This window comes from Nocardia sp. NPDC049220 (genome assembly GCF_040647855.1).
Taxonomy (GTDB): Bacteria; Actinomycetota; Actinomycetes; order Mycobacteriales; family Mycobacteriaceae; genus Nocardia.
Window position 1 is genome coordinate 12,897 of the sequence record NZ_JBEZDA010000013.1, and the last position, 20,829, is coordinate 33,725.

Here is a 20,829-nt window from a genome sequence, read left to right on the forward strand (position 1 = left end):
ATCGTCGGGGCCGGTCAAGCCGGGGCACTGCTGGCACTGGGGCTACAACGCCATGGATGGGTCGTGACCTTGGTCGGCGACCGGACGTCCGATGAGATTCGAGCCGGGAACGTTTTGTCGAGTCAGTGCTTGTTCGGCCCGGGCCTGCGGATGATGAACCGGATTGTTGATGCGGCAGAGGATTTCGACGCCCCGGCGATCCACAGTCTGGCTTTGACGATCGATGGTGTGGGCACCGTCGTTTCGGCGTTGGATGATCCGGCGCGATCGGTCGACCAGCGGTTGGCTTGCGCGTCGCTGATCGATTCCTTCGTGGCCGAATCCGGCACTTTCGTAGTGGAGGATGTCGGGCCGGAGCGTCTCGATGCAATCGCCGTCGACCACGATCTGACGATCGTGGCTACCGGCACCGGCGATCTCGGCCGGATGTTCGTTCGCGATCGCGTTCGATCACCTTTCGACCGCCCGAAACGAGCACTGGCCGTCGCGTATGTGCGCGGATTGCAGCCCGACAAATCCGGCGCCGAGCTCACTTTCCATGCGATCCCCGGGGTGGGGGAGCTGATCACATTACCCGCCCTGACTACAACTGGGCACTGCTCGATCTTGGTATTCGAGGGCGTCCCTGGGGGGCCCATGGATCGTTTCGACGAGGTGGGTACTCCCGAGGGCCATCTGCATCGCTGCCTGGAAATCCTCGATGACCTGTTTCCAGCCGTCGCGGCCCGTGCTCGTGGTATCCAGTTGACCGACGACGGCGGAATTCTGCGTGGTCGGGTCACGCCGATGGTGCGTCGTCCGGTCGCCTTTACTTCATCCGGACGTGCGGTTCTCGGGCTCGCAGATGCGGTGGTGCTCAACGATCCGTTGACAGCGCAAGGGGCGAACAACGCGGTGCACGCTGCTGGTGTCTATTTGGACGCGGTGTTGCAGCGTGGTCCGAAGCCATTCGACACCGAGTGGATGCACGAAACGTTCGAAGCGTTCTGGCGCAGTTGGGGACGTTGGTCGGTGTCCTGGACCAATCGAGTTCTGAACGGTCTTCCCGAACACCTGCTCGATCTGGCTCGGTCGGCTTCGGAAGAGCCGGGGGTCGCCGCACTGTTCGCTGCCGGCTTCGCCGATCCGAGTACCGTACACGACTGGTGGTTCGATCGCGCGGAGGCCGACCGCATGCTCGATGCGGCGAGATCGGCGAACGAGACGCTGGACTTGCGGGGCTTGCGGCATGCCCTCGGTCAGTACGCGACCGGCGTCACGGTGGTGACGACCCGCGCGCCGGATGGACGGAAGGTCGGTGTAACGGCGAACTCGTTCACCTCTGTGTCCTTGGACCCGCCGCTGATTGCTTGGTGTCCGGCAAAGAAGGCGCCTAGCCTTCCTGATCTCCTGGCGGCACATCATTTCGCAGTGAATGTCCTCGCCGCCGACCAGCACCAGCTGTCTCGGCAGTTCGCGACTCCCGCTGTGGACAAGTTCGCCGGTGTGAAATACCACGACGGAATTGCCGGAATACCGCTCCTGGATCGCGCCATCGCCAGGTTTCAGTGTCGAACCGTTCAGCGTGTCGACGCTGGCGACCATGTCATTTTCATCGCTGAGATCGAACAGTTCGATACGGCTGAAGGTGCTCCGCTGGTATTCCATTCCGGTGCATATCGGGTGGCTACCCAGCATCCGGATTTCTCTTGAATTCCCCTTCGACCTCGGTCTGGATACGCGAAATGGGTTACATGTACGAATGTCGGATTTCATTCGAATCAGCCGACTCGATAGTACGGGAAAGTCGCACATTGTCAGACGAATCATCCAGCGTCGGTGTCGCGTAAATGGGCTCCGGTACACCACTCGCAGAGATTATGTTGTCAGAGTTGGGAAGTGCGACGAGCGTTGCATCCGGGGGAGCTGGATATCATCGCCGATGGCGGCGGTCTCGATCATCGTCGGATACATGGTAAGTCGATTGATTGGTGTCGTACTGCTCGGCCGCCGGAAATGCACCACGGTGCGCCTGGAAGGAAGAAGGTCTCAAATGGAAATTCTGTCGATCCTGTCCCTGCTCCTCAGTGCGGGAAGCAGCGTTCTCGGTCTCGGGAGTAGCGTACTCGGGTAGAGGGCGACGTCTCACAGCTGCTCGACTCCTGGTAGCCCTTGGAAAACTGGCGTCGCGGTTGAAGACGCCGACCGGTCGGTACAGAAGTCGCGGTGGATTCGGTATCGGTTGGAGGTGCGATGGTATTCACCAATGCTCGCAGTGAACGAGCGATGACGACACTGGCCGGTAGAGGTACCGAAGTGACGAGCATCGAGCGGGTTCTGGCCGATGCCCGGTCGGGTGCGGCATGTGCTCTGGTTGTGCTGGGTGAACCGGGAATCGGCAAGACGCGGTTGCTCAGTGAGTTGTCCGGGCGATCCACCGCGGCCGGTTTCGACGTGTCGACAGGCCGGGGATCCGAGTTGGAACGAGAGGTCCCGTTCGGCATGGTCGTCGAGGCGCTCGACAAGCCATTCGCGGCGCTCGACAATCAGGTACTCGCTGATCTCGGGCAGCAACGGTTGGCGGAGCTCGCCGCGGTGCTGCCTTCGTTGGCCGGCCGCGGCGAGAACCAGGCCAGCAGCCTGGGAATAGAGCGCTTCAAGTTCTATCGCGCGGTACGTGCGACTTTCGAGCGCCTCGTTGCGTTCCGGCCGCAGGTGCTGGCGCTCGATGACGTGCACTGGGCAGATCCGGCTTCTGTGGAACTTGTCAGCTATTTGCTCAGACGCTTGGTCCCGGGCATGGTGTTCGCGCTCGCGTACCGTCCGCGGCAAATGCCCACTCTGATACTCGACGCCATCGTGCATGTGGCTCAAGAGGGTACGCTGTGCGCGCTCGATCTGGCACCGCTGACGATCACCGAAACGGCGGAGGCACTGGGTGAGCGAGCCGAGTCGTCGATAGTGGAGTCGTTGTATGCCGAGAGCGCGGGAAACCCCTTCTTCCTCGAGCATCTCGCACGAACGGCGCGGTGCGGTCGGTCACCATCGACGTGTCGCCCACCGCATGGCAAGCAGTACCAGAACGATATTCCCACACCGTTGCGCACGGTCATCCTCGATGAGCTGACCGGGCTGGATGCCGATACGCTCACAGTGCTCCGGGCGGGGGCGGTGGTCGGTGACCCGTTCGATGTGGATCTCGTCGCCGCGATCGCGGAGTTCGACGAACAGGCGGTGCTGAAATACTTCGACGAGCTCGTCGCCTCGGACCTGATTCGTTCGACCACTACACCAGGACAATTTTGTTTCCGGCACCCGATCGTGCGCCGAGTGATCTACGACGAGGTGACACCCAGCTGGCGCATGCTCGCCCACAAGCAGGCTGCGCACGCTCTCGCGCGGCGCGGCGCTGATTTGAGCGCGAGAGCCCATCATGTCGAACAATCGGCGGTCACCGGTGACGATGAAGCGATCACGCTGTTGGAAGAGGCGGGGCTGGCGGCCGCACCGCGTGCCCCGGTGGCGGCCGCAGGCTGGTTCGAGGCCGCGTTGCACCTGCTACCGAAGACCGGTGAGCAGCAGCCGCGGCGACTGAAGTTGCTCGTCTCACACGCGAACGCGCTTGCCGACGCCGGCCGTCTGCACGACAGCCGACACGTGCTGGAAGAGGTGCTGGAATCGGTCTCGAACGAGTCGCGGGGTGCATGGGTGCAGATCGTCCACATGATCGCTCGCACCGACCATGGTCTCGGGCGATCCGAGGAGGCGCGGCAGCTCATCGTCCGGGCGCTGGACGTCGTGCAGCCCGGCAGCGTGGACGCTGTAACGCTGGAACTTGCGCTCGCCGAGAATAGCCTCGTCCGACGGCAGTGGGAACAATCCATCTGCCTCGCCGCCCTAGCTGAGAAGCAGGCGGGAGCGCTGGGTGAGACCGCGGTGCTGAACTTGGCGAGATCGCTTCTGGTTTCGGCGCTCGCCCATCAAGGCGATGCAGCCAAAGCACGTGTTATCGCGAACGACCTCGCCCATGATATGGATTCGAGCGACGACCTCCTGGTACCTGAATTATTGTGGCCGCTGGCGAATCTGGCTGATTCCGAGCTCCATCTGGACCGTTTCAGCGCAGCGGCCCGGCACGCCGAACGGGGGCTGAAGATCAGCAGAGCTACCGGTCATGGCTGGCTGGTCTCCCGATTCTTGGTCGCCGAGGCCGCAGCGAAACTCATGCTGGGACGATTACACGAAGCATCCCATGCCGCAGAATCCGCCGTCGAGGTAGCGCAGTTGTTCGACAGTGATCAGATGCGGGCAGCGGCGGATGGCATCCACTGTTGGATCGAGATCGCGAATGGCAACCTGCCGGCGGCATTGGCCGCCGGGCGCGCCGCGGTGGAGGCGGTCGATCGTTCTCCTGGTGTGCGATACGCGTGGCTGGCTCGCGCCGGTTACGCGGAAGCCCTCATCGAAACCGGCGAGTACGAGCGGGGTCGTGAAGCGATACTGGCGACCGGTGGGCTCGAACTTCGTGATATGCCGCCCGCCGCCCGCCCGTACTTCCTTCAGGCGCTAGTCACCGTCGAGCTTGCCGCGGGTCGTATCGACGCAGCCTCGGCGGTGACTCGACGTCTCGAGGAGGATTCCGCCCAGGGATTATCCTGTGCGGGCCAGGCCCACTATGCCCGAACACGCGTCATCGCTGTTTCCGGCGACTTTCGGGCAGCTGCCGAAGCGGCCAACCGGGCTAGTGAGTGCTTCGACGCGGCTGAAATGCACGTGTGGGCCGCCCGTGCCCGGCTCGAGGCGGGCCGTGCTCTCGCACGGACCGGCGATATCGGATCAGCGATCGGCGAATTCGAAGTGGCGCACAGCATTTTCCGGGACGCAGGAGCTGTACGGCTCGCCAGCCAGGCTGCGCAGGAGCTACGAGCGTTCGGAAAGCGAGTACGGCGCAGGCTGGACATCAACGAGCCGGACAATCCGGGCACTCTGACCGAACGTGAACGAACCGTCGCCGATCGCGTGGCACAGGGATACACCAACCGCGAAATCGCCGCGGAGTTGTTCCTGAGCCCGAAGACCGTAGAGAAGCATCTCGCGCGGGTTTTCGCGAAACTGGGCGTCGCCTCTCGCGCTGGTGTGGCCACCGCGATCAACCGCCGTACCGAATACTGATCAGGCGGATCGCCGGTCCATCCAACTGGGGAGCGGAGTGGGGCGCAATCGCATCGGTGCGGACTTTTCGGATATTCATGTAATCCACCGTCGTGCGCACCTCACCGCACTGGTGTGGACATATGGTGGAACGCTTGGCGGCGCCGGACCGGTGCATGACCGGACCGAGATTTCTTTTCGTGCCTCGATGGCTTCGTCGCACTTCGCAGAGTGGGCTACCGCGCGAGCCGTCTGCGGTACCAGCAGAGCGAATGCGCTTGCAGCAGCGACTGCGAGCAATAGGAAGGAATATTCGATGGTTGGCTCCTTCAGAACGCCTCTCGCATCGACAACAACAACTGCTGCCATGGATGCGATCGTCGTGCGTCACCGGGGCAGACGCTCATGGGGGAAATGCCTACGGTTTGATGCCCCATCGGAAATCAGGCCTTCGCATCCGCAGGCGACAGGCAATCTCGACGCGCAGTCATACATCGCTTGACGCCTCGGCAGTCGGGCAGACGCTGCCGGAGGGTTGCGGAGTGCATGACCTTGCCTGGCGCCGGAACGGCGGAGGCAGTGTCGGATAGCTGAGGCGGCGGCGGCGTCGCACATCACACTTCCGAATGCGTGGCGCGGATCGCTCGATACTCGAACGCGCGCCGTCGTGAAGGGCCGCCGCTTCACCTCCCACATGGCATCCGTCGACCGCGGCGAAATCGCGCGGCCGGGGTGCGCAACTCGTCTGATGTCAGCGGCTTGGTGCCGCGCACTGAACACGTGAACTTCCTTGAGGCGCAACCAATTTCTCGCTCAGGCGCAGTATTGCACAGTGGCAGTCCAGGCTCCTGTTTCGATTCGCACACGACGGACCCTTCCGGTGCCCACCGTAGGAGTTGATCACGGCGTGCAGCGATCCTCGACCTTCCACGGCGGTGTGGGAATACAGCGCCGAGCGGGTGTCCGCTCTGGCGGAGAGGGATGCCATCGGCCTGTTCGCTGACGAATTACTCACCTGCCCAGAGGTGGGAAGGTGCGATTTGGCCCGCTGAGTAATCTGTGCGCAGCAGTTCGAGCCATTCGACTCCGGATCCTCGGCAAACACGTTCGAGCTGTCGAGCAGGAGCAAGTCATGTCTGTGCGAATACTCGTAGGCGCGCGCTCACGCGTCGAGTGGTTCGATCTGTTCGGCGACATCGATGAACCTGGCACTGCGGTGTCATCGACGGCGATATTGCGGAAGTGGATTCGAAATTATCTCGAGCGGCCGAATGATGATCTGGGTCGTGACGGGCCGGTATGTCCATTCGTCAAGCCGGCTGCCGGACGCCACGCCTTGTGGTCTGCCATAGTGCCGGGGGACGCCGAACTGACCGTCGAACGGATGCAATCGGTGATCGACGACGCTTTCGACCTGTTTGTCGCACACGCGCGGTCAACTGTCTCCGGAGCGCCCCAGGCCGCTCTCCTCATAGTGTTTCAGGATTTGACGGACAACCACCGGGTCGACACTATGCATTCGCTGAGCAAAGACCGATTCGTGGCGGAGGGCATGATGCTCGGCCAGTTCTATCCAGGGTGCTCGCAACCGGGATTGTGGAACAGAGATTTTCGTCCACTGGACGCGCCGCTCCCCATGTTGGTAGTACGCAACATGATGCCGTCGGACTACCCTTTTCTGCTGGGTAGAAGCGAGTGGTTGTTCGCCTACTTGACGCGGTTCGGTCATGCGCTTCCCATCAGATTGCGCAGGTCCATGGCCGACTACCTGTTTCGCGCGGCGGGCGATACCGCCGATGCGATCACCGATCACCGCGTGCACGGCGTCGAGGACGTGACCGGTTCGGGTCCTTTCGGACAGACCAGCGGAATCGAAAGATTCGCTGGGCTACGAGAAGGGGGCAAGTGACTGTGGATATCGTGAAATGGCTCGCGCGTGCGGCTATTTCGGCGACCGAGTGGGAGGCGTCGTTCGGCGATTACCTGCCGCATCCGGCTGCCATCATCAGCGACAAGGAGTTCGGCAGGGTCTTCGACGAACTGTCCGAGCGGCTGCGTGACAGCACTCCGTTCTTCCATCCGCGGTACGTAGGTCAGATGACGCGGGCGCCGCATCCGGCGGCAGTCGTTGGGTATGTCGCGGCGATGCTGCTCAACCAGAACAACCACGATCTCGCGGGCGGGCCGGCGACGACGGAGATGGAACACGAGGTCGTGCGGGATCTGGCGGCGATGTTCTCGTTGCCTGCGCACATCGGGCATCTCACCAGCAGCGGGACGATCGCGAATTTGGAAGCACTGTTCATCGCCCGCCAGACGCACCCCGGCCGAGGAGTGGCATTCAGCGCCGACGCCCATTTTACTCATGAGCGAATGTGTGCTCTTCTCGGTTTGACCGCGTACTCGGTGCCGACAGACACACGTGGCGCGATTGATTTGACGGCGGTGGAGAAGCTTGTGCGGACCGGTTCGGTGGGGACGGTGGTCCTCACAGCCGGAACGACCGGGGTGGGTGCGATCGATCCGATCGCCGATGCGCTGTGTCTCAAGGAGCGTTACGGTGTTCGACTCCATGTGGACGCGGCGTACGGCGGATTCTTCGCGCTGCTGACCGATGACGACGACAATGCGCTCGAGTGGGATCCCGCGCCATGGCGGGCTATCCGTGGTTGCGATTCGATCGTTGTCGATCCACACAAGCATGGGTTGCAGCCATACGGCTGCGGAGCGGTGCTGTTCGCCGATCCAGCGGTGGCACGGCACTATCGGCATGACTCGCCCTACACGCGAATGTTCTCAGGTGCGCCCGCGCATCTCGGCGAGATTACTCTGGAATGCTCCAGAGCCGGCGCTTCTGCCGCGGCTCTCTGGACTACCCTGCAGCTGCTTCCCCTGCGCCGCGACGGCCTCGGAACGCTCCTGGCGTCAACTCGCCGCGCCGCTCTGCGCTTCGCGCGCCGAGTTGAGGAATCGTCGGCGCTGACGCTCTACCAGCAACCCGCTCTGGACGTGGTCACTTACCTTCCCAGTGCTGGGCGCACTGTGTCGGAAGTGGATGCGGTTTCGGGCCGGATGCTCACCGATGGTATGGCTGCCGGTCCGACGGACGCCATGTTTCTCAGTACACTTCGGGTGGACGCGGCTGGATTCGGCGGCCGCGGTCACCATCTCGACATCGATGCTCCAAGCGGACGCATTCTGCGTAGTGCGCTGATGAAGCCGGAACAAGAACTGTGCGCGGACGACTTGGTCGCGCGCATCGCGGCGCTGGCGCCATCCGTCGCCCGTGTAGACGGACGAATGCCGCGATGACCGCCACGCACAAGGGTCCGGTCGCCATCGTCACCGGAGGCAGGCAAGGCATCGGGCAGGCGGTGACCGATCGCCTCACCCGCGACGGAGTTACCGTGGAAGTATTCGACATCGGGTGTGAAGCCAGCGTCGACGTCACCGATCCGGAAGATGTCGCTGCCGCGGTGTCGGGTGTTGTCCGGCGTTACGGACGCATCGATATCTTGGTGAACAACGCAGGGATCTTCCCGCACGTCGCTTTCGATGAACTCGACTTCGCAGCGTGGCGGCGGGTACTGACGACGAATCTCGACTCGGTCTTTCTCTGCAGCAAAGCTGTCTACCCGTTGATGAAGCAGCGGCGGTACGGGCGGATCATCAATGTGTCGTCATCGGCCTTCTTCGTCGGCGATTTCGACATGACGCACTATACTGCGTCGAAAGGCGGCATAATCGGGTTCACTCGGTCGCTCGCGAAAGGTGCGGGTAGACATGGGATTACCGTCAACTCGGTGGCTCCCGGGTTCATCGAGACGCCGGGAGTTCTGGCGTCACCCGAAGAACTGGCGCTATTCGACGAAATTGTTTCCGAGCAATCCATTCCGCGTCGTGGCAGGCCGGAAGACATCGCCGCGTGCGTGAGCTATCTGGCAAGTCCGGAGGCATCTTTCATCACCGGTCAACTCATAAATATCGACGGCGGGCACCGATTCGTGTAGCACCTAGCTGTCTGCAAGTGAAAACGGAGATCTGCAATGGAGTCTTATGATGTCATCATCATCGGGGCGGGACACAACGGCCTGACCTGTGCGGCGTACCTCGCCAAGGCTGGTAAGAAAGTGCTGGTACTGGAGGCTCGTGGGGTCGTCGGCGGAGGTTGTGCCACTGAAGAAGTGGCAGCACCAGGATTTCGGCACAATTTCCACTCGAACTTTCACGGCATCATCCATATGGGCCCGGTGTATCAGGATTTGGAACTGCGCCGCCGTGGCGCCCGATACATCTGGCCGGACAATCAGTTCGCGCATGTCTTTCCGGACGGGAACGGACTGGTACTGTCACGGGATCTCGACACGACGGTGCGAAATATCGCCCGGTACTCCAAGCGGGACGCTGAGACCTTCCACGACCTGATGCAGGTATACCGTCACGTGCTGGAAACCCGGCTGATTCCCGGAATGTTCTCCATGCCTGGCTCGCCCGCGACGGAACTGGCCGACATCGAAGCCGCGGGCGGTTTCGATCTGGTCCGCCAATTCCTCACGACCCCCAACCACCTCGCTCGGGACTTGTTCGAGTCGCCCGAGGTGCAGACCTTCCTGGGTTTCTGGGTCGCGCAACTGGCAGGCACCGGTGACGTCTTCGGTCTCGGCGCCAACTATCCGCTCATGCTCGCCGGCTCGCTCGAACCGTACGGATGGGCAATCTGCGAGGGCGGCTCCAACAACCTGGCGCAAGCCATGGCGCGTTTCGTCCTGGAGCACGGCGGAGAAATCAGACTCGATTCTCCTGTTCGGCAGATCGAGGTGTGTGACCATCGGATCACCGGGATTGTGCTGGACGACACGACGCGAATTCCTGTCGACGGTATCGCGGTGTCCAACCTCGATCCGAAGCACACCTTCCTCGATCTTGTCGGTGAAGGCGACCTGCCCACCGAATTCCGCCCCGCGGTCGAGCGCTGGCGCTACGATCGGATGTCGATGTTCTGCCTCTACCTCGCGCTTCGAGAGCCGGTTCGGTGGAAGGCCGCGGCGAAGGTACCCGAGGTGCAGGCCAGCTTCGCAGTCTCGCTCTGCGAATCATTGGACATCCTCGACGACAACGCATCGGACTGTCGGTTGGGTGTCGCGCCGCGAACTCCGGGGCTGTTCACCGTGCACCCCTCGCTCTTCGATTCCAGTCTCGCCGCTGGAGGTGGGGAAGCCGCCTTCTGCGAACAAATCGCGCCGTACGAACTGCGCGACGGCGGATCGGCCGCATGGGATGACCTCAAAGCCGATTACACGGAGTTCGTCCTGGAACGTTGGCGACCGTACCTGGAAAGCGGGCTCGAGCCCGAGGCCATTGTCGGCCGGTACATATCGAGTCCGATCGACATCGAGCGAGTGATGCCGAGCATGCGTCACGGCGACTGGAACCACGGCGAGATGACCCAGGACCAGCTGGGCGTCTTCCGGCCTTTCCACGAATACCCGCCTTACCGGACCGCTTTCGAGAATCTCTACCTGTGCGGTGCCTCGACCCATCCTGGCGGCTCTATCGGCGGCGCAAGCGGCTACAACGCCGCAGGCGCCATCGCAGATGATCTCGGCATCCAACGTTGGTGGGGACGCGACGCGGAGTAGGCGTGGGCCCGATTTCGTTGTCTACCAGCGGAAACGCCTGACGATGGTGGCGCCTGCCGCGGTGGTGGGGCCGGCGCGTCGCACGGTGCCGCGGCGGGCAGTTCCGCGGCGCGGGTGTCGATCTGGTCGATGAGCGCCGGATCCGTGAGGGTGCGTGCGGCGACGGCCGGATCGGCGATCGCGGCATCGAGTGCGGCGGATATCGCTCTGGCGAGCGAACGCACCGCCCGGCCCGCGGCGACCGACAGCTCATGTCGTTCGATACCTTGTTGGGGTGTCTCATCTCCGGAGAGGACGGTTTCCATCGGAAACATTGTCACTTCACATTTATTCGAATGCTGTGCATGATGCGCGAATCAGCGGACCGGAAATGCTTCGAGATACGCGCCGCGATGCGGCTTTGCGGATCGATATTTCCGTAGATGTTGTTGAGCCGTCTACCAGCGGGTGAGCGAGACGCTCCGATGAGCGTACAGAGGTAATTCTGGTGACAGAGGAATCTGTTCGCGACTCCGGGTTGTGCTGTTTGTGGGATGCGATCGTCGCAAGTTGTTCACACGGCGGATATGGGGGAAATGCCTACGATATGCCGCACGAATTACTGTGGTGGGGTATCGCGATCGTGGACACACCGGCTGAGTCGTGTGAGCGTGCGGTCGGCATGGCGATGAGGTCGGTGGTGATCAGACGGAGCGGATGGCGATCGCGTCGGCAGCGGGCAAGCTCGAAGTCGTTCGGCGGGATCCCGCGTACTGGATCCGGTGGGGTGAGAAGGGGTGCATCTAGCGAGCTGCGGCACACGCGGACCTGCCAGATCGGGACCGTGTGCTTCGAGCATTTGTCTATATCAGCGGTGGCCATTGCGCTGTACGCACGACGATCGGCCGCGGCGAGTTCGGCAGAGACGGCCTGCCGGATTGGATTCAGGGCGCGACTTCATGCACCGCGGCATCGGCTCGTACTCCGAGGGCCGCCGGCAGGACCATCCGACATACGGGCATGTTCGACAGGTGTCCGTGCAATGTGATCACAGCGTTCGCTGCGGCTCGCCGACATTCCTGAACAAGGTCGGCGAACGCCGGAGGAAGTGTTCCAGTCAGAGGTGCCGGCTCGTAGAACACGGTGCCCAGCTCGTAGCCGAGCGACTCCGCAGCGGTCCGTAATAGGTCTTCACTCGACTCTCGGTCGTGTGCCCGGAGCAGGTCATCTCGCAAGTATCCGTACGCAAGAGGCAATAGTTCGGTCATCGGATGTACCGTTTCCTAATTAGATGTGCATGTCGATGGTCCGCGTCATTAGATGTGCATGTCGATGGTCCGCGTCGCCGCCAGTACTCGGATACCCGTCGAGTATGGAGAACTTTCGGGTCGGGACTGCGACCCCACCGAGCATCGTTGCTCGACCTCGGCTTCACTCCACTGTGCGCCGCAGGGGTCGCGATCGTCCTTGGCGGGTATCGTCTTGCGGTTGAACGCTCCCTTCCGGAGTTGACATATGTGTCCACCCGCGCTTCCGATTCTCGTCGGGGAGGTCGTGTGCTCACATGGGGGAAATGCCTACATCGGACTTTCGGTCGACGTGTCAGTTCTGGGGAGCTGACACCGAGGTGTTCCCAGCAGTGCTCGTCCGAGTGTCTGCATTGCCAGCGTTCATGGCGGATTGGGGCGCGTGTGCTGCGGGCTGAACCGCGGCGCGACGATTCGACGCAGGCTGGTGTGCTCCGGCGGGTTCGCGGAGGAGTCGTCGAGCGGGTGCACCAGCACGTCGTCGCGCTGCCGGGTCGGAGGCGTCGGTTTCAGCCGGACCGCGAAAGTTGATGCGGCGGCGATCCGTTCACTGCGCAGCACCTCGTTGCACACGGCGTGGGAGGCGGTCAAGGACGACCTTCGCGTTGGCCGTAGGCACACGCACCTAGCAGGATGGGCATCGGAAATCCGGCAGCCCCGGCGAAAGCGGGATCGGTCTGCACGTTGTTGCGCATCGAGTTTCCGCGATCACACCGTTGGTATCGAAGTGCCTGCTGTGGCGTGGTCGGTAGGTCCGAGCGGGCGTCCGGTTCACGATCCGGCGCTGGCGCGATTCCGACGCCGGGTGGTCGACCGCGGCCACCCTCGCCTCGGGCGTGAATGCGTGGCACCCCGGTGATCAATGGATGCCGTCGGTGTCGGCGAGCGTGGTGTGCTGGACCAGCACCGCCGCGGTGCCGAGGTCCTCGACCTCGACGATCTCGCTACGAGAAAACGCTCTTCCCGCAGCGGGGATCCGTCGGCGCACCACGATGTCGTGTTCCTGGCGCGACAATGTGGCGAGGTTCAGCCGGACACCGCGACAGCGTACTTCGGGCGGCTCGGATCGGTGGAACTTCGGCGAGGCGACGCCGAACATGCCCGGCCCGATGTCGGCAGGGGAAGTCGAGTTCGCCACCCCACCCCACCGCACGGTGGTATCGGTGAACGTCTGAGTCGGCCCAGCGGAAATTCTGTTCCGGCCCTGTCACCCCGATCGCGGTATCCCGAACTATCGGCATAGTCAGCGCCACCGCCGCGGCTGGGTGCGCCGCGGGCGCCCCGATGCGCACGCAGCAGCCGCAGGGCAGTCCGGTGGTCGAACTCGTTGACGACGTCACTAGGGAAGGCGGCGCAACTGGAAGATCCGGAACCGACGTCTGCCCGACAGTTCGTGCTCCATGGCGTACCCGGGCCAGAACTCCAGCGCCAGATCCCAGGCGCGTTTGCGGTCGACACCGGTGATCTCGGTGACCGAAACGGGGAAGCGTTCGCCGCGGTGGCGCACTGTCGCACCGCCGGTAGCGCGCATGTTCGTCGACCACACCGGGTGCTTCTGGCGGCCCCAGTTGGACCCCAGGATCAGGAAGTCGTCGCCATGCGGGACGTACAACAACGACGTCGTGCGCGGAATGCCTGTCTTCCGCCCCGGGACCGTGACCTCCACCGACGGCAGCCCGGCCAGGTCCAGAACTCCCATTCGGCCGCCGCTGACCCGCCGGATCAGCCGCTCGAGCGGCAACACCACCGGTCCCGCGCGCATCACCCAGCGCTGCTGGGCCAGCCGACGGGAGAGCGAAGGCAGCGGATTCGACACCATGCTCGAATACTGGCACGTCGCTGGTCATGGGCCGAACCGGCGAGCGGGGAGCGAGTGGCGTCTCACATCCAGCGGCCGTCCCGAACTGTTCCGCGGTGGCGGCGCTCGGGCGGACCGACTGTCCATCAACAGTGCGTTCATACCGCGGCCCGGTTACGGTGGCGGCGGTTACGGTGGGATTGTGACCACGCATCTGACTCATTGGGGCGCATTCGAGGCCAGTAGCGACGGGGAACGGCTGACGTCGGTGCGGCCGTGGAGCGGGGATCCGGAACCGATGCCACTGATCGAGAACGTCGCTTCCGCGCAGCATCATGTGACCAGAATCGATCAGCCGCATGTTCGTCGAGGATGGTTGGAAAACGGGCCAGGCGCGACTCCTCGGGGAGCGGAACCGTTCGTCCCGGTGTCGTGGGAACGGGCGTTGGCGCTGTTGTCCGGTGAGCTCGGGCGGGTATATCAGCAGTACGGTGCGGAAGCGGTGTACGGCGGCTCCTACGGGTGGGCCAGCGCGGGGAGGTTTCATCACGCGCAGAGCCAGTTGCATCGGTTTCTCAACTGCCTTGGTGGCTATGTTCGTCATGTCAACAGTTACAGCCTCGGTGTATCGGCGGTGCTGCTGCCGCACGTGATCGGCGAACTCGACTGGGTGATGCGACATGCGACGGCGAAGACGGTGTTGGCCGCTCGCTCCGAGCTGGTCGTCGCGTTCGGCGGCTTGTCGCCGAAGAACGCGGCTGTGTCACCGGGCGGGGTGTCCCGGCACAACGCGCGGACCTGGATCGCCCAGGCCCGCGCGCGGGGCTGCCGGTTCGTGTCGATCAGTCCGCTGCGCGACGACACCCCGTCCGAGGGTGCGGCCGAATGGATCGCCCCGCTGCCCGGCAGCGATGCGGCGATGATGCTGGCGCTGGCACAGGTGCTGGACGCGGAAGGATTGGCGGACAAGGACTTTCTGCGCGAGTACACCGTCGGCTACGACCGCTTCGCCGAGTACCTGCGCGGTGCGAGGGATGGCGTCACGAAGGATCCGGAATGGGCGGCCACGATCACGGGCGTACCCGCCGACCGCATCCGGATGCTGGCGCGCGAGATGGCCGCCGCGCGGACGTTGGTGACGGTGAGCTGGGCGTTGCAGCGCGCACAGTACGGTGAGCAGCCACTGTGGTTGGGTGTGGTGCTCGCGGCGATGCTGGGTGAGATCGGGCTGCCCGGTGGCGGTTTCGGTCACGGTTACGGGTCGACCGCGGGCCTCGGTGAACCGGCACGCATTCCGGTGCCGCGATTGCCGCAGGGAGGCAACGGTGTCGAGACCTTCATCCCGGTCGCGCGGATCGCTGACATGCTGCTGAATCCTGGTGTGCCCTATCGGTACAACGGCCACGATTTGGTGTACCCCGATATCCGGCTCGTGTACTGGTGCGGCGGAAACCCGTTTCATCACCATCAGGATCTGGCGCGGTTGCGTACGGCTTTCGCGTGTCCGGACACGGTGGTGGTGCATGATGCGTTCTGGACGGCCACCGCACGGCACGCCGACATCGTGCTGCCGTCGACCATGTCCATCGAGCGGGACGACTTCGGCGTGGGGGAGGGAGACCGGATGTTCTTCCCGATGCCGGCACTCACCCGGCCGCATGGTGCGGCGCGCGATGACCACTGGATGTTTGCCGAGTTGGCTGAGCGACTCGGCGTCGGCAAGGAATTCACCGAAGGCCGTACCGTGGACGAGTGGTTGCGTCACCTGTATGAGGATTGGCGGCTCATCCAGTCCGCCGCGGGACACGACCTGCCCGGTTTCGACCAGTTCTGGGCGAGTGAGAGCATCGAACTTCCGGTGCCTGAAGCCGATCAGGTGTTGGCCGCGCAGTTCCGCGACGACCCGGACCGCTGCCCGCTCACGACGCCGAGCGGGAAGATCGAGATCTTTTCCGAGACCATCGACGGTTTCGGGTACCCGGACTGCCCGGGGCACCCGGTGTGGCTGGAGCCCGAAGAGTGGCTGGGCGGTCCCGCCGCGGCGCGATTCCCACTGCAGTTGGTGGCGAACCAGCCGCGCACCAAGTTGCACAGCCAGCTCGATGTCGGCGCACACAGTCTGTCGGCGAAAATCGGTGGGCGTGAACCGGTTCGGTTGCATCCGTCGGACGCGGCGGCGCGTGGTCTGGGGGGCGGTGAGATCGTCCGGATCTTCAATGGTCGCGGCAGCTGCCTGGCCGGGCTCATCATCGATGACGCGGTGCGGGTGGGGGTCGCCCAGCTGTCCACCGGCGCGTGGTACGACCCTGACCCGGCAGATCCGACCTTCTGCCGTCACGGCAATCCAAATGCGTTGACCGCGGACCGGCCAGCATCCACGCTGAGCCAGGGCTGCACCGGCCAGCTCGCCTTGGTTCAGATCGAACGGTATTCCGGTGTGATTGCGGACGTGACGGTGCGCTGCCCGCCTGCGACGAGCTAGCGGTGCAGGACCACTCCGGCAATCATGGTGCTGTGTGCGGACCGTGGATCAGTGGGAGGTGTCAGGTCCAGGTCACTGATGAAACGTGACGTGTCGGACCTAAAGTGACTGCCGGTAGCCGTAGTACTCGTGGTCTTCGTTGTAGCCGCCGTGCCCACCGCCGACTTCCGAGAAATGGGTGACGAATTCGATCGCCGCGACCCATTTGACGTGCTTGAAGCCGTGCTGCAGTTCGTTTCGCAGGCGCAACGGCGCACCGTGTCCGTATGTCAGCGGCGCATCGTTCATGTCGTAGGCGAGCATCGTCAGGTGGTGAGTCATCTGTTCGATCGCGTGCGCGTCGTAGTACGTACCACCATCGGAGCCCTCGGCGAGAGAGTAGAAGATCACCCATTCGGCCTTCGGGAGTGGCTGGACGAGGTCGAGGATGGTCTGCATAGAAATCCCGCCCCAGGTGGCCACTCCGGACCAGCCCTGGATACAGAAGTGCTGGGTGGTTTGTCGGTGGTATGGCAGCGCACGCAACTGTTCGAGAGATAGTTCTACGGGATTCGCCACCTGACCGGAGATTCGCAATCGGTAATCGATGAACTTGGTCTCGGACATTCGCTTGTACTCGTCGCTGTCCGGGTAGGTGCCGTTGTGCCACAGGTACGGTGAGATGTCCTTGTCGGTGTATGCGCCCGGTTTCGGGTCGGCGTACTCGAACAGGCGTTGTAGCGGTCCGATCAGCGCGTACCCGACGCGTTGGACGGTCCGCGGATGGCGGAAGGTGAAGGGTGTGGCAGCCACCCAGCCGACTACGACGACAACCATCGCCACGATGAAAACTCCGAAGCCGATCCAGCTTTCGTCGTCGCGGCCGGCGAACATGTGGTTGAGATTGCGCAGCGCGCCGGTGGTCACGACGAAGGTGACGTGGATGATGATGAACAGCAGGAACCACAGCATCACCAGAAAGTGGACCGAACGCACGAGCTGGATGTTCAGCGGTTTACTGATCCAGGTGAATCGGGTCGACAGGGCCGGTGACATACCGAGGCCGGTGAGGATCGCCAGGGGCGCGGCGACGAAGACGGTCAGGAAGTAGGTCAGCAGCTGCAGGCTGTTGTAGGCGACCCAGCCGTTGCCGGCGGGCCAGTCGAGCGACAGGTAGCGGATCAATACCGTCACGGCATTCGGGAAGACATCCCAGCTGGTGGGGACGAGGTGTCGCCACTGGCCGGTGGTGAAAAGCAGGATGTAGAAGATCGCGCCGTTGATCAGCCAGAGGACATCGGCTCCGAGATGCCACCACCTGGCCAGGCCGATCGAGTGCCTGATTCCGGGCAGCCCAACGTGCCGCGGCAGCCCGACGGAGTCCTCCTTCGCGGTCCATAGCGGGTCGGAGGGGACGCGATGCTGAACGCGTAGCCATTCTTCTCCCGGAGTGCAGTCTCTGCTGAAGTACAACCGCGGGTGATCGACGAAGATTTGAATCCCTGAGCGGAGAATGAAGATCATTAGAAAAAGGTTGAAGAAATGTTGCCAGTCGACCCAAGCGGGAATGCCCGGACTGGCGTCGATGCCGTCCGGAATTCGCGTCCCGGGATAGCGCGCCATGAAATCCTGGATGGCTGGCACATTGTGCGCGCCCTTGGCGACCGCGACCGCGGTAATCAAGGCGACGAATCCGATCGGAAGCAGCCAGAGCACGTTGAACCATCGGTTTTGGCCGACTCTCAGTCGTGGTGCGATGCCTCCGGTGTGGGGTATCCGACCGGCCCATGTGGCTGGATTGACCACGTCCTCGCCCGGCCGGAGCTGGGCGCGGTAGGTCGACATCGAGGTGTTGTCCATCCCCTGAGCCGGTGTGGAGTCAACCGGTGGGGTGGGTCGATCGACAGTCCCCATCCCCCGAGGCTAACCGCCCGCGAACTCTTCGACCACGCTTATGCCACCGGTTCGTCACGACCGTGATCGACTCTCGGCACCCTGCCCGGTGTGCGTTCCTCTTCCGGTCAGCGATCGCAGTCGAGCCGGTGCTGGGCCGTTTCGCGCTCACGTCGGTGGATGACCGGAGCTCATTCGCTGAGCGACGGCATCGAACATCAACATCACCAGGTCCACCACGGCGCTGCGGGACAGCCCCTGTTCGCCGTCCATCCACGCCAGCAAGAGCTCGTCGGAAGCCGCCACAATCGCGAGCCCGAGCAGGTGTGTGTCGGACTTGCTTTCAGTCGAATTCGCGGGCAGTAGATCGGCGACCAGTTGGGCAAGCCGGTGCAGTCCCGCTTGACGTTGCTGACGGGAAACCGGACCGCCGCTGAGGATCTCGCGTAGTTTGACGCGGGCACGACCAGGATTCCCGTCGAGTGAGCGGGTGAGCGTGTCGATCATGGCGTGGGCGCTCTCCGACGCCCCGCTCGCGTTCGCGATCGCCGCGCGGCAGGCCGCGACCTCCTCATCGATCAGCCGCGTGTACGCGGCGGCCAGCAACGAGTCGAGATCTGCAAAGCTTTCTCCGAAGTACCGGTCCCGCAATCCGGCTCTCTGCAGCACGGAGCGTATCGAGGTGGCGGCGAAACCGCGTTCGCCGAACAGTTCAGAGCCTGCATCGATAAGTCGCGTTCGTCGTTCGGCGGCACGTTCGGCCGCCGTCTTGCCGTCGTAGTCCCTCATAGTCGTTTTCATTACCCATCGCCACGGGGTTGCTTCTCGTGCAGAAGTGTATCCACACGATATCAGCATCTGGGGTCAAGCATCATCTGATTGTATCCGTCCCCAGATGAGCCTATGGTGACGACATGACTCCAACACCATTGATTCCAACGACCGAGAATTTCGACTACATCATCGTGGGCGCGGGCAGTGCCGGCTGTGTGCTGGCGAACCGGCTCACCGAGGATCCCGCGACGCGAGTCCTCCTCTTGGAGGCCGGACCGCCCGACAATGAGCCGACCATCCAAGTGCCGGCGCTGTTCAGCGCGTTGTTCGGTTCGGAGATCGACTGGAACTATCAACTCGAAGAACAGGCCCACTATCAGGGCTCGACTACGTTCCCGCGAGGCAAAGCGCTCGGAGGTTCATCCTCCATCAACCTCATGGTCTATATCCGTGGACACCGTGCCGACTTCGACCGGTGGGGCGCGCTGGGCAATGTCGGATGGGACTACGACAGCGTGCTGCCGTATTTCATCAAAGCCGAGCAGAACAGCCGCCTCGGTGCCCCATACCACGGCAGTGACGGGCCGGTATATGTCGAGGATCGCTTGTTCACCCACGAGTTGTCGCACGCCTGGGTGGACGCGGCCGCCGACTGGGGACTGACTCGAAACGACGACTTCAACGGGCCGTCGCAACTCGGTGTCGGCGCCTATCAGGTCAACTGTCACAATGGCCGTCGTTGGTCGTGCGCCGATGCGTATCTACGGCCGGCGATGCGGCGGCCCAATCTCGTCGTGCGCGTCGCAGCCATGGTGACTCGGGTCCTCCTCGACGGCAACCGGGCGATCGGCGTCGAGTATGTCGAGCGGGGCGCTGAGCGAACCGCGCGGTCGGAGGTCGAGGTCCTGCTCAGCGGTGGCGTCGTCAACTCCCCGCAATTGCTACTGCTGTCGGGGATCGGTCCGGCCGACCAGTTGCGTGCCTTGGCTATCGACGTCGTCGCCGACCTACCGGGCGTGGGGGAGAACCTGCACGACCACACCATGGCGCCGCTCGTATGGGCGACCGAGCACTCCACGGATCTACTGGAAATGGCCAGCCCAGAGAACATGACGCGCTGGCAGAGTGGCGGCGGCGGCCCCTTCGCCTCCAACGGCGGTGAGGTCGGAGGTTTCCTGTCGACCGAGGGCGGTGAGGTGCCGAACGTCCAATTCATCGGCGGCCCCACCGCGTTCGTCGATCATGGGCGCACCAGTCCGCCGTTGCCGAACTTCACCATTCTCACCGCGTCGACGCAGCCGCGCAGCCGGGGCCGGTTGTGGCTGAGATCGATCGACCCGCTGACCCATCCCCACATCGATCCGGCGTACTTCTCTTGCCCGGAGGACCTTTCGGATATCGAAGCAGGATTGCGCATCGCTCTCGGGATCGCTGAGCAAACCCCGATCGTCGAGTATCTGAGCGGCTTGAACCTGCCGGCTGAAACAACCCTGGACAGCGCAGCGCTTGCCGACCATGTGAAACGGTGGTCGCAGACGGAGTACCACGCGGTCGGAACCTGCGCGATGGGCGTCGACGAACGCGCTGTCGTCGATCCGCGCCTGAAGGTGCACGGCATAGATGGACTACGCGTCGTCGACGCGTCCGTAATGCCGACCATCGTCTGCGGCAACACCAACGGGGCTACCGTGATGCTTGCGGAAAAGGCCGCCGACCTCATCAAAACCGGGTCCGCCGCGTCGTCGTCCTGAACTCGTCGTACACGGCGCGGCGTTGCCGCACGACACAGGTGCGAATACGAGTGACCTGGATTCGCGGTCTTGGCCGGGGCGGGTCGGCGTGGCCCGT

The 20,829-nt window shown here is 63.4% G+C and carries 13 protein-coding genes; 8 read left to right on the top strand and 5 right to left on the bottom strand.

Features of this window, described 5'->3' with window-relative positions; translation table 11 throughout:
- Positions 1-63: 63 nt before the first annotated feature.
- The 6 genes from AB0C34_RS23800 to AB0C34_RS23825 all read left to right on the top strand — a co-directional run bounded on the left by AB0C34_RS23800 (position 64) and on the right by AB0C34_RS23825 (position 10,769).
- Positions 64-1,692, top strand: a complete 1,629-nt coding sequence (locus AB0C34_RS23800) for a flavin reductase (protein WP_357076917.1) — start codon at positions 64-66, stop codon at positions 1,690-1,692.
- A gap of 573 nt (positions 1,693-2,265) precedes the next feature.
- On the top strand, positions 2,266-5,151 hold the full coding sequence (locus tag AB0C34_RS23805) for an AAA family ATPase (RefSeq protein ID WP_357077286.1): 2,886 nt from the start codon (positions 2,266-2,268) through the stop codon (positions 5,149-5,151).
- Positions 5,152-6,262: 1,111 nt separating this feature from the next.
- The gene (locus AB0C34_RS23810) at positions 6,263-7,039 is read left to right on the top strand and encodes a DUF6875 domain-containing protein (RefSeq protein ID WP_357076920.1); all 777 of its coding nucleotides are present in this window, start codon (positions 6,263-6,265) and stop codon (positions 7,037-7,039) included.
- A complete protein-coding gene (locus AB0C34_RS23815; protein ID WP_357076923.1) occupies positions 7,036-8,442 on the top strand; it encodes an aminotransferase class I/II-fold pyridoxal phosphate-dependent enzyme in 1,407 nt (468 codons plus the stop codon). Before AB0C34_RS23810 ends, AB0C34_RS23815 begins: the two co-directional genes overlap by 4 nt.
- Positions 8,439-9,140 carry an SDR family NAD(P)-dependent oxidoreductase gene (locus AB0C34_RS23820; RefSeq protein ID WP_357076925.1) on the top strand — a complete coding sequence of 234 codons (702 nt, stop codon included), beginning with the start codon at positions 8,439-8,441 and terminating at the stop codon, positions 9,138-9,140. The genes AB0C34_RS23815 and AB0C34_RS23820 overlap by 4 nt, the downstream gene beginning before the upstream one ends.
- Positions 9,141-9,176: 36 nt before the next feature.
- Positions 9,177-10,769, top strand: a complete 1,593-nt coding sequence (locus AB0C34_RS23825; RefSeq protein ID WP_357076928.1) for an NAD(P)/FAD-dependent oxidoreductase — start codon at positions 9,177-9,179, stop codon at positions 10,767-10,769.
- 1,649 nt (positions 10,770-12,418) lie between these two features.
- Here the strand turns inward: AB0C34_RS23825 and AB0C34_RS23830 are convergent.
- From AB0C34_RS23830 to AB0C34_RS23840, 3 genes are all read right to left on the bottom strand, one after another.
- Positions 12,419-12,646: a hypothetical protein gene (locus AB0C34_RS23830; protein ID WP_357076931.1), complete on the bottom strand. Its 228-nt coding sequence runs from the start codon at positions 12,644-12,646 to the stop codon at positions 12,419-12,421.
- Between the two features lie 268 nt (positions 12,647-12,914).
- Entirely contained in the window at positions 12,915-13,193 is a 279-nt protein-coding gene (locus AB0C34_RS23835; RefSeq protein ID WP_357076934.1) for a hypothetical protein, read from the bottom strand.
- A 201-nt stretch (positions 13,194-13,394) separates the two neighbouring features.
- Positions 13,395-13,874, bottom strand: coding sequence for a nitroreductase family deazaflavin-dependent oxidoreductase (locus AB0C34_RS23840; RefSeq protein WP_357076937.1), 480 nt, complete (start codon positions 13,872-13,874; stop codon positions 13,395-13,397).
- A gap of 181 nt (positions 13,875-14,055) precedes the next feature.
- Here AB0C34_RS23840 and AB0C34_RS23845 point away from each other — a divergent pair, with 181 nt between their 5' ends.
- The gene (locus tag AB0C34_RS23845) at positions 14,056-16,335 is read left to right on the top strand and encodes a molybdopterin-dependent oxidoreductase (protein WP_357076940.1); all 2,280 of its coding nucleotides are present in this window, start codon (positions 14,056-14,058) and stop codon (positions 16,333-16,335) included.
- 99 nt (positions 16,336-16,434) lie between these two features.
- Here AB0C34_RS23845 and AB0C34_RS23850 read toward each other — a convergent pair whose 3' ends face one another.
- Together AB0C34_RS23850 and AB0C34_RS23855 are read right to left on the bottom strand one after the other, a co-directional pair.
- On the bottom strand, positions 16,435-18,174 hold the full coding sequence (locus tag AB0C34_RS23850; protein WP_357077289.1) for a molybdopterin-dependent oxidoreductase: 1,740 nt from the start codon (positions 18,172-18,174) through the stop codon (positions 16,435-16,437).
- Between the two features lie 201 nt (positions 18,175-18,375).
- The gene (locus AB0C34_RS23855; protein WP_357076945.1) at positions 18,376-18,996 is read right to left on the bottom strand and encodes a TetR/AcrR family transcriptional regulator; all 621 of its coding nucleotides are present in this window, start codon (positions 18,994-18,996) and stop codon (positions 18,376-18,378) included.
- Between the two features lie 125 nt (positions 18,997-19,121).
- Between AB0C34_RS23855 and AB0C34_RS23860 the strand changes: the two genes are divergently transcribed.
- The gene (locus AB0C34_RS23860; protein WP_357076948.1) at positions 19,122-20,732 is read left to right on the top strand and encodes a GMC family oxidoreductase N-terminal domain-containing protein; all 1,611 of its coding nucleotides are present in this window, start codon (positions 19,122-19,124) and stop codon (positions 20,730-20,732) included.
- Positions 20,733-20,829 lie beyond the last annotated feature (97 nt).